Origin of the sequence: Bacillus sp. FSL L8-0099 (assembly GCF_038006385.1) — a bacterium.
Lineage (GTDB): Bacteria > Bacillota > Bacilli > Bacillales > Bacillaceae_G > Bacillus_A > Bacillus_A toyonensis.
Genome location: NZ_JBBOVC010000001.1, coordinates 3,443,197 through 3,461,112 on the forward strand (window position 1 = coordinate 3,443,197; position 17,916 = coordinate 3,461,112).

Below are 17,916 nucleotides of genomic sequence, written 5' to 3' on the forward strand. Positions count from 1 at the left end.
CTACTCAATATAGATAGAACTTCTTTTCACTTTACTTCACATATACGGAGTTCTCACTTATTCATTCCACATCGTGTTTAAAAACATGAGAAACTCATCTTCATTTACAGGTTTACTGTAATAATAGCCCTGAATTAGATAGCATGCATTTTGTTGTAACACTGTTAACTGTCCCTTCGTTTCCACCCCTTCTGCTATCACTTTCATATTTAAAGTATGCGCTAGTGAAATAATGGTTTGTATAATTTCATCTCCATCAGTAGAAGTTTCGATCCTATTAACAAATTCTCTCGGAATTTTCAAAGTATCAATTGGATACAGTGGCAGATACGCTAATGAAGAATAACCTGTACCAAAATCGTCAATTGATAAATGTACACCATATGATTTTAATGCTTTTAACTTCGATAAAGTTTCTTTTTCATCTACCATTGCTATTCGCTCTGTTAATTCCAAATCAATAGAACTAGCAGGTACTCCTATTTCTTCTATGGTCGATATAATTATTTGGACAAAGTCTTTCTGTTCAAACTCTATAGCTGATAAATTTATCCCCATCTTTAGATTTGAATAGCCCGCAGAATGCCATTCTTTCAGCTGTCGACACGCTTTCTGTAATGTCCATTTCCCAATTGAAATAATCTGCGACGTTTCTTCTGCGATAGGTATAAACTCAAAAGGAGAAATCAGCCCGAGCTCTGGATGTTGCCAACGTAGTAAAGCCTCTGAACCAATAACCTTACCTGCCTTACTATCAATCTGTGGTTGATACAATAAAAACAACTCATTATTTTCAATTGCATTTGGTAAATCCTGTTCTAATCGTAATCGACGGGTTATTTTTCGAGATAATGTCTCGTCATACATACAAACAGCATTGTTACCTTTTTCCTTTGCACTATACATAGCAATATCAGCATGTTGTAAAAGTGTAGTAGTATTTATTCCTCCAAACGGATACACTGCTATTCCTATACTAAGAGATAAGTAAAAACTATGCTGATTTACTACAAATGGTTCTTCAGTTATACGAAATAAAGTTTCACACAAATCCAATAGCTGTTGCTCTGTTTGGTTATGGATAATGATCGCAAACTCATCTCCCCCTATTCTTGCTAGAGGAATAGTCGGTGACAGACATGTCCTAAAACGGTTGGCAACTTCTTTTAAAACCCTGTCACCGATCGAATGACCCAGTGTATCATTAATAGTCTTAAAGCGATTCAAATCAATATACAAGAGCCCAAGCTTATCCTGTGTTTTTTGTGCACGCTTAATAGATTTTTCTAATTCTTGCTGGAAGAATATACGATTTCCAATCTCCGTCACCGTATCATGGAATGCAAGATAATTTATCTCATCCTGCTGTTGTTTCATCCTCGTTATGTCTTTTACCATTACATAACTCCCAAAGGTTTGTCCTTCTATCATAATAGGAACTATAGTGACATACCAAAAGAGTATATCCTTCTCATTGTTATTTTTCACACGTAACTGTAACGAAGATGAACTACATCGTTTTCCTTTCTTTATAGCCGATTCCAATTCAGATTTATCCTCATCTAAAAAAATAGAGAAGCACTCTTTCCCTATTAATACAGCACTGTCTTTTCCTAATAACACACTTCCAGCCTGGTTTATATTTAATACGGTACCATTTGAATCAATCGTTAATATAGGATCCGGATGATACTCATATAGTGACTTAAATCTCTCTTGATTTTTTACCAAATCATTAGATTTGTTTATTAAATCCATTGTTCTTTGAGATACTGTTTGTTCTAATTGATTATTAAACACTTTTAATGTTTCAGTTAAATCTTTGTTTTGCATTCGTACGATTGTATGACGAATCAGTACAAATACAAAAGCAATACAATTTCCCATAATCAGTGTAGATGAAGAAGTTTGCTCTTTCAAAGTAAAGCCAATTAAAACTGTAACTGCAAGATAAGGGAAAATGACAAGAATTTTCTTTCCAAATGTCGGATTAATAATAAAATAATTTCTTTTAGAAGATGCATTCTTTGGAATTGTAGCAGCAATAGCGATAAATAATAGGAAAACTCTATACAAACACCTTAATAATATAACTGAACGATCTGATAAATCGTCTTGTAAATAAAAATACAAGTAGTCCGTAATAGCCAATCCGGTTAATACTAGGATAAAAATAAACAATTTACTTTTTGTATTGAAAATAGCTGGTCGAAAGATTAGGGTAACTCCAAGTAATAGAAGCAATAAATCTAAAATCGGAAAAATAAATGAGAGAAAAACATCTCCAATTGATAAAAATAAGATATTTGCAGAAGGTTTATTAAATAGGTACCACTCTAATGTAAAAATAGCAGTAACAACAATACATAAATCACAAAGTAAATACGCTTTCTCCCACTTGTTACATTCCATCATGATTTTATAAAAGAACGCAAAGAGAAAGAAGAATAAGAAAAACAACAAAAATACATCAGAGATATTAAAATTTTGTATTGGCAATTCCACATTAAGTACTTGAAAAGCGGATATGAAATTCCCTATCAAGAAACACCCTATTGCAATAATAATGCAAACCCAGAATACTTCTAACTTAATTTTTCTAGCTAATATAGAATACAGTAATGAGATAAACACAGTAGTTTCAATGAATAAAGATGATAGTCGGATATTAAAATCTGATACGAAATAATGATTCGGAAAAACAAATAAAAATATAAAGCAAAAGCTTATATAAGCTATTAAAGCCAATATCAATACATAAAATTGCACATATGCATGTTTACGCAATGGACTCACCTTCTTGAGTTTTTTCTATACTTTTATTAAAAAATGTCTTGATAGTGGCACAACTCCTACTAATTAAAATGTGTGCCACCTATTATCCATATTATGACCTTTTTAAAAGATTTCTTTCTACATACAACAGTCTTGTTAATTTTTTGTATATGTTTACAATTTTTAATACCGAGGATTCCAAAAAGGATAAGTTGAAAAATGTAGTTTTTCAAGTGTTTGTGCATAGTAAATTTGGATGGTACAACTTAACTACTCTTTAAATATGAGATAGAATATAATCCTCTATTGGATTATATTTAGTTGCTAACTATCACACTTAAAAGAAATGAAAATATACTATCATTAACATGGAAATTCGAATTAATTTACGAAACTAACTGTAACTATTATAGTTACAACCAAGATTGATGTCAATTTCAAATCTCTCCCCTTTTAATGGACAAAAGGCATGAAATATTGAACAATAATACGATATTTATAAAAAGAAGGTAATGTTTTATTTCCTTACTCAAAGAATTATAAATGATTTAGGATTAGGTGAAGCTGATTCTGATATTGCATCTCAAAAAAGAATGTTACTCTAAAAATAGAATTATGAAAGGAATGATGGATGAATAATGATTAACTAATTTATATTTTAAGTTGAATTTTATAACTTCAAACTACAAAATATAGGGTTAGTCTATCCATTTTTAAAATTCAGTTCATACTTTATTTGTCATGATTCAAATAATTAATAAGTACTTATTAATTATAGACGAAAGACTAATCCTTCCGATTACAAATTGGGGGATTTTTTTATTCCCGTTTTATGTTAGTTGAAACTTATTAATTGTTACATACACCTAACAAATAAAGGAGCGAAAAAAATGAGTACTTCAGACACTATTATTACACATGTAATGCTCTATATAAGTCGTTAATATCCATCAAACTTATATAGAGGAATTAAAAAACGGATGGATGTTCCTCCTTTATATGAAACGTTTCGATATATAAAGGAGGAATTATTATGTCAATGATAAAAGTCCAAGACTTAACTTTTTCATACCCACGTAGCTTTGATACTATTTTTGAAGGTGTAAACTTCCAAATAGATACGGATTGGAAACTGAGATTTATCGGTAGAAACGGACGAGGTAAAACGACATTCTTTAATTTATTGTTAGGGAATTATGAGTATAGTGGGAAAATCCTTGCTTCGGTAGAATTCAATTACTTCCCCTATCCTGTTGCAGATAAGAACAAACTTACTCATGAAATCCTTGAAGAAATTTGTCCCCAAGCAGAAGATTGGGAATTTCTACGTGAAATATTCTATAAAAAGCTCATTTATATATATGGGACGAACCACTAAATTTTATAGATATCTATTCGCGTATGCAGATTGAAGAGCTTATTCAACAATTTAATCCCACAATGGTTATTGTTGAGCATGATAAGGTATTTCAACAAACAGTTGCAACAAAAACTATATCTATGTAGCTCAAAGCGAACACTTGAAAATATAATCAGTACATCGAATCATTAACTGAAAAATACTTTGATAAAATGATGAAAAAGGCCTAGTTTCTCTATAATACATTGAGAAACTAGGCCTTTTAATAAGAAAAGTAGGATTCTTAAACATTAAATACAGTTTAACTTTTCAATTCTATTTTCACAGATTCATATATTCTTCTAAAGTCAGGTTTTTCTTATATATATTTTCAGCAATATGTCCTACATAGCGAATATGCCAAGGTTCATATGCATAACCTGTAATACTTTCCTTCCCCTTAGAATAACGAATGATAAATCCTGCACGATGCGCATTTTCTTTCAACCATTTGCCTTCCTTCGTGTTCGCAAACGCTAGCTCTAGTTCATTATTTGCACTTTTAGATGAAACGTCCATCGTTAATCCTGTTTGATGTTCACTATGTCCAGGCTTTGCCGAGAAACGATCCGTATGCTCTTGTCCTTTCTTTTTAACATTGTTGGCATACAGAGTTTTTTGATATTCATAGGAACGAAACCCTGAAACAGCATTCAACTGGATCCCCTCTTGCTTAGCTAGAAGGAATAACTTTTCTAGCGCTTCAGCTGCTTCTTTACGCAGATAACTCTTTTCTACCGTTCCACTAAATGAGAATGGTACATTCGGTACTACTAAATCCTTTGGCTTATAGTCTTCGGGCAATCCATATTCCTTATTTACTACAGCCTGTATACTAGCAAAAGAACTTGCTATCTTATTTGAAGTCCCATTTTGCTTACTATTATTCTCATTATTTATGGAGTTTTCACGAGTTTCATAATTTGTCTTTTCTGGTTCTTTACCAATAGATTGATTGGTGTAAACGATAAAGACACCTAGTATCACAATCATACAAGTGAAAATCCCTACTAATTTAATTCTCATTATTCATTTCCTTCCTAACACGCTTACTGTTTCTCGTTCATCATACTTGAACCATATCAAATCCATATTAATTTGACGTGAACTTTTCTTCATACAGTATTCCTTACTAAAATGACAGTATATCTTCCTATTTCTTTGCCACTCTTAAGATTCCAATATATAAAATCCATTCTATTCCTACATATAGAAAAACAATCTGAAAATTTGTATAATAAGATGAAAAGTGTAGCATTCTATTATAGAAAGGTCTTGGTATGATGCTAGGTATTCATGTAAAAAAAACAAAGGAAGAGTTAATTATTTCATGGCAGTTGGCGAAGGTTACGATTCCATTAGGTGATGTGATTGAGGTTACCGAAGATTCTACCTATGCTGGCGTTGAAGAATCAAATGTGATTCGTATTGGAACAGCATATGGTACAACGGATCGTATTTTAATTAAAACGGTAAAACAAAATTATGTATTATTTACTACGAATAAATTTTCGATTTTAAATGCTATTCACGCTTAAAATCGAATGTCCAAACTGACTCAAACAAAATCCGAGTTAAGTTCAAAAATGAAAGGTCTTCTAATTATTAGAAGACCTTCTTTGTAAAAATGATATAGTTATTATGCGTTTCTACGTTTGATAAATAATACAGTTCCAAGAGCTAATAATAAAAGGCCAACGCCCATTGAGATCCACATGGATAAATCTCCACCTGTAACTGGTAATATTCCTGATTTTAATGTCTTTTCTGCTTTTTGTTGTTCTGGTGTTGGAATGCTTTTATCTGGATGCGGCTGATCTGGTTTTGGTTGATTAGGTTTTGGTTGTTCCGGTTTTACTTCTTTAAATTTCACTGTTTGCCCCTTATCTTCGATGTCAACATGTATAGCTACCAAGACATTATCTTGATACAATTCTTCAAACACTACCACTTCTTTACCTTGTAATGCAGAAGCATTAAATGTGAAATCTAGTGTGATAGAACCATTTTTTTCTTTTGCTGTAAATTTAGATTCTACTGTTACTTCTTTACCATCAACTACTAATGGTTTTTTTGTTGCTTTATCCATTAGTTTGCCTTTTACAACGTACTCTTTACCTACGATTAAGTCTTTGTATTCCACTTTATCTTGGATTGTTACAGATTTAGAAGCATCTAACTCTTTAGAACCATCAGCTTTGTTTGTAGCTGTCGTTTTAATAGAAGGCTCTACAAATCGAACTGTTTGACCTACATCGTTAATGTCAGCGTGAGTTGCTATTACTTGACCTTCATGTAACAAGTCTTCAAACACGACTACTTCTCTTCCTTGCTGCTCAGCACCAACGAAAGTAAAGTCTAATGTTACAAAACCATTCTTTTCTTTTGCAATAAATTTAGTCTCAGCTATTACTTCTTTACCATCAATTAATAGTGGTTCTTTAATAGCTTTGTTCATTAATTTACCTTTTACAGTGTACTCTTTACCAACAACTAAGTTAGTATACTCTACTTTATCTTGGATAGTGATAGAATCATTTGCATGAATCTCTTTTCCACCATCAGCTTTGTTTGTAGCTGTTGTTTTTACTGAAGGCTTAACGAACTTAACTGTTTGACCCTTGTCGTTGATATCAGCATGTGTTGTAACAATTTTTCCGTTTTTCAGTAACTCTTCGAATACTACTACTTCTTTTTCTTCTAAACCAGTTGCATCAAATGTAAAATCTAATGTAATAGAACCATTTGCTTCTTTTGGTGTAAACTTAGTTTCAGCTGTTATTTCTTTGCCATTTACAACTAATGGTTTATTAGTTTCTTTATCCATTAATTTACCTTTTACAGTGTACTCTTTACCTATTTGTAGATCTTTGTATTCCACTTTATCTTGGATTGTTACAGACCTAGACGTGTGCATTTCTTTTGTGTCATCTGTTTTATCAGTAGCTGTTGTTTTTATTGAAGGAATCTTTTCATCTTTGACAATATGTTTAATGATTTGACCATTCTCTTTGATCTCAAAAGAGAACGTTTCTTCATTCAATACATAACCTTTTGGTGCAACAGTTTCTTTATATGTGTATTTTCCAAATGGTAACTTTTCAAACTTCGCGATACCTTTATCGTCTGTTTTTCCTTTTACTACTTCTTTTCCTGCTTCATTATAAATAGTAAACTCTGCATTTGGAAGTTTGTTGTTTCCATCAGCTACATCAACTTTTGTAATTTCTAGATCACCTTTGATAAGATGATTAACTGCTAATAACTCAATAATTTTCCCATGTTCCTTTATTTCGAACACAATTGGTTCTTTAATAAGAACGTAACCATTTGGAGAAGCCTTTTCTATAAATGAATATTTACCATATGCTAAATTTTTGACGTTAACTTCACCTTTTTTATCTGTCTTATATTCACCAATAACTTTCCCACTTGCATCTTTTAACTCGAATACTGCACCTTCTAATTTTTTGCTGATATCTTCATTATCTACTTTAAGTAATTTTACACTACCTTTTACTTCGGTATTTTCTACTGTAAAAGTAAGTGTTTTATTGTGCTCTTTAATTTCAAAAGGATACTTTGTTTTATTTTCAAGATATCCATTAAGTGTTTTTGTCTCTAAGAAATAATACTTACCATACGTAAGATCCTCAACTTTTGCAATTCCATTTTCTTTTGTTACTACTTTTTTCACTTCTTTTCCATCTTCAGTGAAGACTGTGAATTCAACATTTGGCAAAATCTTTCCTGAATCACTAAGTTTTTTTATTTCGATGTTACCATTTACTTTATTGTTTACTACTTGAACAGCTCCTGTTTCCCCTGTTTTAACTTCAATAGTTTGTGGTTTATCACCTGAAACATAACCTGTTGGTGCTTTAATTTCTTTTACTGTATATGTACCAATTTGTAGGTTATTTAATTCTGCAGTACCATCAGCACCAGTCGTGATTTTTCCAACTGATTCATTATTTGCATTAAAGACTTCAAATACTGCACCAGCTAGAACTTCCCCATTTTCTCCAACCTTTTTAATTTTTAAAGAACCAGTTGCTTCCCAATTTACTGCAAGATCACTACTAAGTTTTTCTTCATTTCTTTCTAATAATACTGTAGCATTCTGAACAGTATCCGTGCCGCGGTAAGCAATTGCTTGAATTTTAGTTAAATTAGCAGCAACACTTAAATTAAATTCACCTGTTTTTGTGTTCTTAGGAATTTGGATACGGAATTTTTCCCCAACTGAAAGCTGATCTCTCACTTCACCATTTTCACTAACAATTTTAACTCCATTAGGGGCATTTTTCGCTACTACCTTATAAGAACCACTCTTAGCATTTGTTTGTACTGTGTATAGATTCGTTTCAAAGAACTCACCCTTTAATTCTGCTTTTTGCTTTTCAGCAGGAATCACATTCATAAAAATATCTTGCGTCTCTTCACTATTATTAGCATTATTAATAATAGCCTTAGCTGCTTTTTCAACATTTTTATTCTCATGTTTTAATTCATTTACATCAAGTTGACCTAATGCATTCCAGACCGCAAGCTGAGTTGCATAATGCGCTTCATTTTCATTAGCTACTCCCAGCTGTTCAGTACTTTTTTGTGGGAAACCATTTAATAAGACCTTATATACTACATTATCTGTTTTCCCCATTTCAGGAAGATCTTCACCATTTGGTGATTTTAATCCAAGAGTTAAGCAATAAGCAATTTGACCGCTTGAATTTTTAATAAATTCAGTCCGAATGTACTTACCTAGACTATTACTATAACTCCATTCCATTGAATATTTTTCATGCGTCATAACTTCTGCACTAGCCCTTGGTAAAAACACATTAAGGAATAATGCCAGTACTGATAATAATGTAAAAACTCTTATAATAACTCTCTTACTCAATTCTGAACCCTCCCTAAAATAAATTTATCTGAGTGTATATCGCAATATCTAAAACATTCACGAGCAACCCGATTATCATTATAAAACAAAAAATTACAAATATTAAATATTTTTAACTAAATAGTCATAAAATTTACACATTTTAATATTTTTCAAGTTTTTAAATGAGTTTACTATATACAGATTCCAAAACACGACTGCAATTAACCAGATAAATATGTATGTTAAATATGTAACTAGTAGTTCTTTTGTTCAAGTTAGTAATCTTCTATTTTATCCAACCATTACTGTAAGAAAATCCACCCAATTGCTTTTACCTAATAAATAAAAAAAGGCATCAAAAGTTTCGCTTTGTAATCATATATTTTGGCATATTTAATTATCTTTAAAAGGGGCCACTATTTAAATTACTAGTTTACTTCTTTCCATTTTATTTATAAATATGTACAATTTGTTCAACAAAAAAAGTTCCCTATTTTATATGAGGAAACTTTTTACGTAGTATGAACCTAAAAACCTAAAATCCCTATAATCTGGCGGGCCTTAGCATTATCAATATAATAATGCATCTCTAATCCTCGTCTTTCTGCACGGAGTACGGTTCCCTTTAATTTTGATAGATGTTGTGAAACAGTGGATTGCGGGAGTCTTAATATTTCCGTTAACTGTGTAACATTACACATTTTATGGTGCATTAATTCATTTACAATTTGTAATCGAACGGGATGTGCCATTACCTTTAATACATCTACATCTTCTTCACTAATTTTAACTCGATTTCTATTAGATAGTAATGTTGTCATTTCGCATTCTCCTTTATTATTTATTTCTATTTTCCTATTATCCTTATAAGTAGTACTTATAGATGATTACCATTTGTCCTGTTGAGAAAATATATTCTCTTTCTTAAATAAAAAAAGACCCCTATCCTGAAAAACAGTAATTACTACTTCAATGAATTAATGTCCTCTAATTTTCAGCCAAACTATATTTTATTTTGGAAAGATTATTTCGTAGTCTATTACATGATTTTTCGTTTAACATACTTTGTTAAACGAAAAATCTATAAGAAATCTTCCTTCATTTCGCCTTATACAACTTATACTATTTATTTCTCAACACAAATAAACGAAATTAAATTCCCAATAATGGTAACTTCAGCTGTTAATTCTCATTCCTTTGTGAAAGTCCCTCTCTTTAATAACAGGGACTTTTAACTTTCCCCAATTAAAAAATAGCCTTTTCATTTCATTTTCTTGTTACCTCGAATAATATGTACCCCTCTTTTAATCTATTAATTCCTTATTACACTCCTCCATTTAGATATAAGGGGAACTTCTCATTCAAAGAATAAATTATGCAACATTGCATTTGATAATCATTTTCATTGTAACTATAATGATTACAGGATTACTATTAATCCAAATATTCTACATGGAGGTTTTATTATGTTCAAAAAAATTATTGTATCTTCTATGGCGCTTACTATGTTCGGTGGAGCTGCAACTATGCTAGAGGTACCTAGTGCTCAAGCAGCTTCTTATAACTCAACATCATCCTCTTACTTTGATGTCACTCCTGAAGAGGCCGCGGCTTTCTATCAATCTCAAGACTATAAAAAATTAAAAGTATTTATGGATGACTTTGAAGCTAGAAATCCTTATACTCCTGGTGGGGGCTACGCTCAAGGTAGTGTACGTATGCAAAAATTCAACGATGCTCTTAGAAATGCTAAATTAACAAATGTCTACCAAGAATTTATTAGAATCTCATACTACAATCATTATCCAGAACCAAAATAATAACAACGAATAAAATATTTATTATTTCTATAACTTAGCCTAATTTTAAATGTATAGCCTAAAAATAATGATTAGAAACCACTCCTATAAGAGTGGTTTTTCTATTTCCCAATATAATTTAGCTGCATATTAAGTCACCTTTATTTTGAAATCTTTCATAATGGACATTCTCTCGTTTACACAAACTAGTAGATTAGCGAAGAAAATATCAAAATGTCTTTATAAGTGGTTGGAAGTAATTCTTTTCTGTTTCATAACAAAAAACGAGCACCCTCTCACAATTACATAAGGATGCTCGTTTTTACTTTTATGGGGGACTCTCGGGTCAATATCATCTCTTTCCAGAAAGTAAAAATCAAATCAGCTCATAAACAAGGTTTTTTAAATTTAATTCATAGATCTTACTGCAACTTGGAATTGTCCCTTAGAACCATCATCATTTGAAACGTAAATTTTATATGCTCCAATCGGTAATGGAGATAAAGCATTCCGTACATTTGTAACATTAATTTGTTGTTCTCCAGGCCTTATATAACCACCAGCAATTAACTCCGTATTTGGGCCTTTTACACTATACCCCATTGTATTTTGGCCATTATTTTTCATAAAGAATCTTAAATCAGTACTCCCATTATATACAAAAGAAGTGACAGCCTCTCCACTATAATCCATTGTTTGAGTTAATAATATGTCTGCAGGAATGTGTTCAACTATATTAATTGCATCATTCGTTTTGTGCACTTCTTCAGCATAAGTATTATTCCCTAACACACCAAGTGTTAATGCCGGAATCACTCCACAACTAAGCATTAGTTTATTTAACTTCATTTTAAGTTCCCCCTTGATGTTTGTATTCTATTACCATCATACATTCTTTTTTAAGTGCGTTTTTATGTAATAATTCATATCCTTAAATATACATATAATAACTTTACGTATTAACATTTATTGAGTAACTCACATAGATAAAGCTACAGTATTATGTTTTATAAAAAAGAACATGTTAATTTCAAAGGTTTTTTCACACAAAATGTATACGATTCATTACAACAATACTCGAGTGAACAGTGTTTTCATTTCAGATAAATTATATGAATAAAAAAATTTAAAATTTTCACTTTGTAATTCGGTAAATTCCATGTTAATATAACGAAAGCTACAAAACAATGGTCGTCATATATATTATTTTCACAGAATATTCACACTCATAAACCCATTATTTTACCAGTAATTCAATCCCAATTTTACCTATACAAAAGTTAGTTTCTAATTTCATATGTACATAAATTCAAGTAGATTTTTTATCTATTATTTTTTCTATCTTCCTCATCAATTCTAATACGAGTAATATAATAACATTTTTTCAAGTACCCTTCCTTTTTTAGATAGAAAGTCTACTAATACTAAACATCTAGGTCCAACTTATACATAATACTACTTACAAACTATCGGAGATGCAAAACTATGGGAATTTCTACTCTCTTATTAAATACCTTTATTATAATAATTTGTATCCTTAGCTATCACGTATTTTGGCTAGAATTTAAAGAAAAAATAACATGTAATAATATGTTAATTTCTACTCTCTCCTCTATTGCTATTATTTTTTGTATGACTTTTCCTTTTCATTTACATGCTGGCTTTATTTATGATTTACGTTTTATTCCTATCATATTAGTTTTTCTGTATGGAAATACAAAAAACATTGTTCTTATAGGAATTTTATATCTTTCTTATCGCTTTTACTTAGGTGGAAATGGCGTTCTTCCATCATTTATTATCTTTACAATTATTTCTGGTATAACAATGCTCTTCCGTTACTTATTACCTATGCATTTTAAAGAAAAAAAGATATTATTAAGCTTACTCCTTATTTTAGTATGTACAGCTTCACTTTCTATCTGCGGTATTGTAACTCAAATAAATACAGGAGGTAAAATAGACGCTACTCTCATAGAATTTTTATTAAATTATATAATCATTAATATTTTCACATTATTATTATCAGTTTATTTAATAGAGGGAATGATTGAGAAATATAAAATGAAAGAAAAACTGCAACGGGCTGAAAAATTTTATATAGCTAGCGAACTAGCGGCGTCAATTGCACACGAAATCCACAATCCACTAACCACGGTACATGGATTCACTCAATTATTAAATGAAAAACATGCCTCTAAGCTATCTCAGGATCAGTACTTAGAAATCATGTTAATTGAAATGCAGCAAATACAATCTACTATCAATAACTATTTATCTTTAACCAAACCACAGAATACCCTAAAAGAGAAAATAGATATTAATTACATTTTAAATCAGGTGAAAGACACTATTTCACCACTTGCTCTATCATACAAAGTTGAAATAAAACAAAATAGTACAGATTCCTTTTATATAAATGGGGATCCCGAAAAATTCAGACTCTGTCTAAACAACATCATACAAAATGGAATTGAGGCTATGAAAAATGGTGGAGTTTTACAAATAAATATACAAAAAATAAAAGGAAATATTATAATTAACATTATTGATTCAGGTATTGGAATGTCATCTCAACAAATAAAACGAATTGCTTTGCCGTTTTATTCAACAACAGAAAAAGGGACTGGACTTGGTACTATGATTGCTTACAGTATTATTAAAGAATTAAACGGAGATATAGAGATAGAGAGTGAATTAGGTAAAGGGACACGCTTTTCTATTAGTATCCCCTGCTAATGTAATGAAAGTTATTTAGATAATAAAAATTTTCTACTTAACTTTTTAAATAAATGAATTTTAAAAATTCCGCTACCTTACGTATCAATTATCTTACTTTCAAATAATAAGGATCAGAGTTTATCTGTAAAAATAGATAAACTCTGATCCTTTAATTAAACGTACTTAAAATTCACTACTTTTCTTACATTTTGATGAACTAATAATTTATCGATTTCATCTCATTTACTGTTCAAATCTGTTTAATTTAAATATAAGATCTCTCGACACTTAATTTGTTAATGTCATTAGAGTCATTGTCTACAGTTGTTTTTTCATTAAAAGCATAGATCTTTTTGCTATTCATCGAAAAAAACAAATTCCCTTTTACTACTTCACTTCTACCGTATAATTCCCTGTTCCCCCACCATACTGATACACATGTAAATAATATTTCCCTGGATACGTATAGTAGCTACCTACTAGTTGATTTCCTTGTTGCTGGGCATACGTAACATAATTATTTAAATCTGCTTCTGAATAAAGAACCCAGTTTACTCCAATATTATTTTCTTTCGTTACATTGATTTGAAGGTTTTTAGCTGTTTCTACATTTATTTCAAAGAAATCACTTGTATCACCATTTCCTAAACTAGCACGTAAAATTTGATTCAACTGCAGTTTATTTGCTGTTTGGAATGAATTGTTTGGCTCTTTTTCTACACTGTTATCTTCTTTCTTTTTAACTGTCACACTCGTTGTAGCAGTATTAGTTGCTCCCTTATCGTCTGTTACTGTTAATTTCGCTGTATATGTTCCTTCTTTTGTATAAATGTGCGTTGAGTTTTGTTCATTACTTACAGTACCGTCTCCAAACTCCCATTTATAAGAAGCGATTTTTCCATCTTCATCTTTTGATCCATCGCTTTTAAAAGAGATTGCTTCGTTCACATTTCCGCTATACGGACCATTTATAACTGCGACTGGCGCTTTATTCACAGCTCCTTCTTCTGTATTCATACCATGGAACACAACGTCATACTCAAATTGTCCTGATGCATTCACACGATAATTCACAAAATAAGCTGTTACTGTTTTATAGCCTGTCCATTCTTTTGTACTTAAACGTTTTAACGTATCATTCACCTTTTGTGTAATTGTTTTCCAGTCTTCATATTCTCCTTTTGCAGCAGTACCTGTATATGTTCCTTGTAGTGTAAATGTATTAAAGAACTGTGATTTATTTTTCTTTACAGATACATTTTTTACATTTGCTTCCGCCGTAATTTCTGCTGCAATATCTGAAACTGGTTTCGATGCGTGCGTTGCTAAATAATCATCTGATACTAACGGAACATTATATTTATCACGATTATCAACTAACATTTGCATATAGTCTTGATACTCTTTATTTAAATTCGCATCTTTACTTAACGCAGAGCGATATGCATCATATGCTGTCACATCATTTTTCCTAATAAGATCATGAACTTTATCAAACATATCATACCTCTTATTGTACATGTACGATTGTAAAGCGAAGGAATAATTATAGAAATCCCACGTTCCATACTTTGCATTTAACGTTCGCTCGGCCGTATAACGCTCTGCTGGATTTGAAGATAATCCTCCTATAATGCTTTTTCTCGGTACAACATTATCCGTTCTCGTTGCTCCTGCAAAAAATTCAGCATTTCCTTCTTCAAACCAAGATAATCTTTCATTTTCATACATCTTACCTTGTCCCCATAGTCCTGGCACTTCATATCTACCTTGTAAATAATGCGTGAACTCATGTCGAAATAACTCTTCTAAACTATAAATACTTTCTTGTGGTGTACGTTCATAAGTAAAGAATGTACCTGTTCCTTCTATATAAAGACCACCATTATTCGTTTCATACCCGTACAATTGACGATTAAATTGATATTCTGCTGGACTATTATAAATAACCATCGTCAATACATCATCTGGATTCCCTTTTTCTAATGGCTGGTCACTTTCAACGGTACGATGGAATTGTGCCTTCACTTCTTTCGCTGCCCAATATAGGCGTTTTACTTTTTCCTCTGTCACTTTATCTCCAGCTTTTAAAATAATTGCACCATCATCAAACGTATACGTTTTCGGTAAATATTTTTTCTTACCATCTTCTCGTATTTGATCTAAATTAACCGTATTTCCATTTGCATCTTTTCCGCCATAATTTGTCGCGATTTGCTCAGCTGCTACGAAATATTGCTCCCCTAAGTACGGGTATATGTTCATCGCATCTGTTACAACTTGTAATCCTTTCGTCCCTGTACTATGGAACGTACCGAGTCTACCTGTATAATAAATGCCATTGTTAATAAGCCATCCGTTTTTCGCTGTAATCGTTCCCATTAATGCAAAACGACTTAGCTCATTAATATAACTATCTATTTTCTGATACCATACTGTATCTTTCGGTACTTTTCTCGTATCGTACAAATATGATTGAATATCGTAATCCACACCTTGCATAATATCGTAAATCGCATTTCCAGCTGAAAGATTATCTACCAATGTAGAAAAACTATCATTATATTGTTTAAAAATCTTCGCAGCCGATGTTATCGTTTCCACATCACTCGAAGCGTTTCCTATTAATTTTCCGTATGATGATACAACTCTATTTTGTTCTAATGTACCGAGCTTAAAATTCGGGTTGCTCGCAATCGTTTTTAATGCAGGTAAGCATTTATCATGATAGCTTCGTTCATTCAGTTTACTTAATTCTGTATTATAAAATCCTAAATAAAACCCAGATCGCAATACCTCTACTAATGTCTCAATCCCTTTTGAATCATCTTGCGTATAAGTTTGCCCTTGCTGCTTCAATTTATCAATAATCGCCTGCATCCTACTATCATTTTGATAGAATGCTAGACTGTCTTTATTAAACTGAAATAGCCCCGTAATTTGCTCCCAGTCGATTGTTACAAGTAAATCTACTAATTGCTGATTGCTTAATTGATTTAATTCAGCAATTGTATAAGTTTTCGCTACAGCTAATTGTTTACTTTCTTTTTTTACTTCTGGCGGTCTTTGCGATAAATCAGCAAATTGTAGCCTTTTCTCAAAAGACTTATTTTCTAGCACTTTTGATGAATGAGCTAATTCTTGCACTGGCAATTGTACACCAACTGGCTCCATTTTGAGCACATTTCGATAAGAAACTTTCTCTTCCTTAGTATTTTCCGCCGATATGCTCCCTTGAAAACTCCCTAACAGTAAACTAGCAAAACTTACCCCTACTAAAACTTTTTTTGAATAGCCTTTCATACTCTCCCCTACCTTACATTTTTTAGTGTCCTACATTAATACCTTACTATTCTGACTATTCATTCTGTATTGAGAAAATATAAGGTAACGTTCACATATGTATCCATTCATAGCAAAATTAACGCTTGACTCTCCATGCGAGTTGTGTCAAAAAAGGATAGATAATAGCAAAATTTCTGCTACATCTAACCTCTTTTTCAACGCTATGAATTTAACTTTACAAACGTTATTTCTGGTAATGTTTGTATATATTGAATGAATGCATTCTTTTCTTCAGGTGATATATTTTTCAGCTGCATTCCTACCTTATAAACTACACCTGTATCTTGCTGTAAAGATTCCACTTCATATGAAAGTATTGGAATACCTTTCATATGAAGCTTCTCTAATATTTGTTGTACCGTTTCATGTTTATTCATACAAATTTGCACTGTTATATTTTGCGGAAATAAAAATCGCACTTTAAAAATACGACTTACAATCTCTAACCCAATTAAAACGAGAATCGTAGCTCCAATCCCTACTACATACATACCCGCTCCAATTGCTAATCCAATTCCTGCTGTAGCCCATAAACCAGCCGCTGTCGTTAATCCTTTCACTACCTGTTTTTGAATAATAATTGTACCTGCACCTAAAAAACCTACTCCACTAACAACTTGCGCTGCAATACGACTTGGATCAAGGGACATATGATTTTCAAACATAATATCTGAAAAGGCATATTTCGAAACAACCATTATTAAAGCGCTCCCTACCGCTACGAGGAAATGAGTCTTTAATCCAGCTTCTTTTGATCGAATTTCCCTTTCAATACCAATCATTGCTCCTAATAAACCAGCAATACCAATTCGTAAAATAAAATCAATATGTAAGCTCACGAACACTTCCCCCTTTCATTCATTATAGATGGATAAAACAAAAATTATCACACACATCCATTTATCGATATAAAAACATTTCATCAAAATTCACTTACTATCCCAACGCTTTTATGCTAATATTTTAAATATTAGCATAAACAAGATAAC

General features: G+C 31.5%; 11 protein-coding genes. 4 read left to right on the top strand and 7 right to left on the bottom strand.

What is annotated here, in order from left to right:
- Positions 1-57 precede the first annotated feature (57 nt).
- On the bottom strand, positions 58-2,787 hold the full coding sequence (locus tag MHH42_RS17380) for a sensor domain-containing protein (RefSeq protein ID WP_340893672.1): 2,730 nt from the start codon (positions 2,785-2,787) through the stop codon (positions 58-60).
- A 1,021-nt stretch (positions 2,788-3,808) separates the two neighbouring features.
- Here MHH42_RS17380 and MHH42_RS17385 point away from each other — a divergent pair.
- Positions 3,809-4,153, top strand: coding sequence for an ATP-binding cassette domain-containing protein (locus MHH42_RS17385; protein ID WP_016108872.1), 345 nt, complete (start codon positions 3,809-3,811; stop codon positions 4,151-4,153).
- Positions 4,154-4,456: 303 nt separating this feature from the next.
- Here MHH42_RS17385 and MHH42_RS17390 read toward each other — a convergent pair whose 3' ends face one another.
- Positions 4,457-5,200: a M15 family metallopeptidase gene (locus tag MHH42_RS17390; RefSeq protein ID WP_001220647.1), complete on the bottom strand. Its 744-nt coding sequence runs from the start codon at positions 5,198-5,200 to the stop codon at positions 4,457-4,459.
- A 257-nt stretch (positions 5,201-5,457) separates the two neighbouring features.
- On the opposite strand from MHH42_RS17390, the gene MHH42_RS17395 reads away from it, so the two are divergent.
- Positions 5,458-5,712 (top strand): SunI/YnzG family protein, encoded by a 255-nt coding sequence (locus MHH42_RS17395; RefSeq protein WP_002093492.1) that lies wholly within the window; start codon positions 5,458-5,460, stop codon positions 5,710-5,712.
- Positions 5,713-5,813: 101 nt separating this feature from the next.
- On the opposite strand, the gene MHH42_RS17400 is transcribed toward MHH42_RS17395, so the two are convergent.
- Both MHH42_RS17400 and MHH42_RS17405 read right to left on the bottom strand, forming a co-directional pair.
- Complete coding sequence (locus MHH42_RS17400) at positions 5,814-9,080, bottom strand: VaFE repeat-containing surface-anchored protein (protein WP_340893675.1); 3,267 nt, start codon at positions 9,078-9,080, stop codon at positions 5,814-5,816.
- 509 nt (positions 9,081-9,589) lie between these two features.
- Positions 9,590-9,883, bottom strand: coding sequence for an ArsR/SmtB family transcription factor (locus MHH42_RS17405; RefSeq protein WP_000209595.1), 294 nt, complete (start codon positions 9,881-9,883; stop codon positions 9,590-9,592).
- A gap of 645 nt (positions 9,884-10,528) precedes the next feature.
- On the opposite strand from MHH42_RS17405, the gene MHH42_RS17410 reads away from it, so the two are divergent.
- A complete protein-coding gene (locus tag MHH42_RS17410) occupies positions 10,529-10,882 on the top strand; it encodes a hypothetical protein (protein WP_340893677.1) in 354 nt (117 codons plus the stop codon).
- A 387-nt stretch (positions 10,883-11,269) separates the two neighbouring features.
- On the opposite strand, the gene MHH42_RS17415 is transcribed toward MHH42_RS17410, so the two are convergent.
- Positions 11,270-11,710, bottom strand: coding sequence for a hypothetical protein (locus MHH42_RS17415; protein ID WP_070173582.1), 441 nt, complete (start codon positions 11,708-11,710; stop codon positions 11,270-11,272).
- 636 nt (positions 11,711-12,346) lie between these two features.
- Between MHH42_RS17415 and MHH42_RS17420 the strand changes: the two genes are divergently transcribed.
- Complete coding sequence (locus MHH42_RS17420; protein ID WP_000513020.1) at positions 12,347-13,600, top strand: sensor histidine kinase; 1,254 nt, start codon at positions 12,347-12,349, stop codon at positions 13,598-13,600.
- A 369-nt stretch (positions 13,601-13,969) separates the two neighbouring features.
- On the opposite strand, the gene colA is transcribed toward MHH42_RS17420, so the two are convergent.
- The gene (gene colA, locus MHH42_RS17425; protein ID WP_070173583.1) at positions 13,970-16,885 is read right to left on the bottom strand and encodes a collagenase ColA; all 2,916 of its coding nucleotides are present in this window, start codon (positions 16,883-16,885) and stop codon (positions 13,970-13,972) included.
- A gap of 203 nt (positions 16,886-17,088) precedes the next feature.
- A complete protein-coding gene (locus tag MHH42_RS17430) occupies positions 17,089-17,766 on the bottom strand; it encodes an MgtC/SapB family protein (RefSeq protein WP_000052096.1) in 678 nt (225 codons plus the stop codon).
- Between the last annotated feature and the right edge of the window lie 150 nt (positions 17,767-17,916).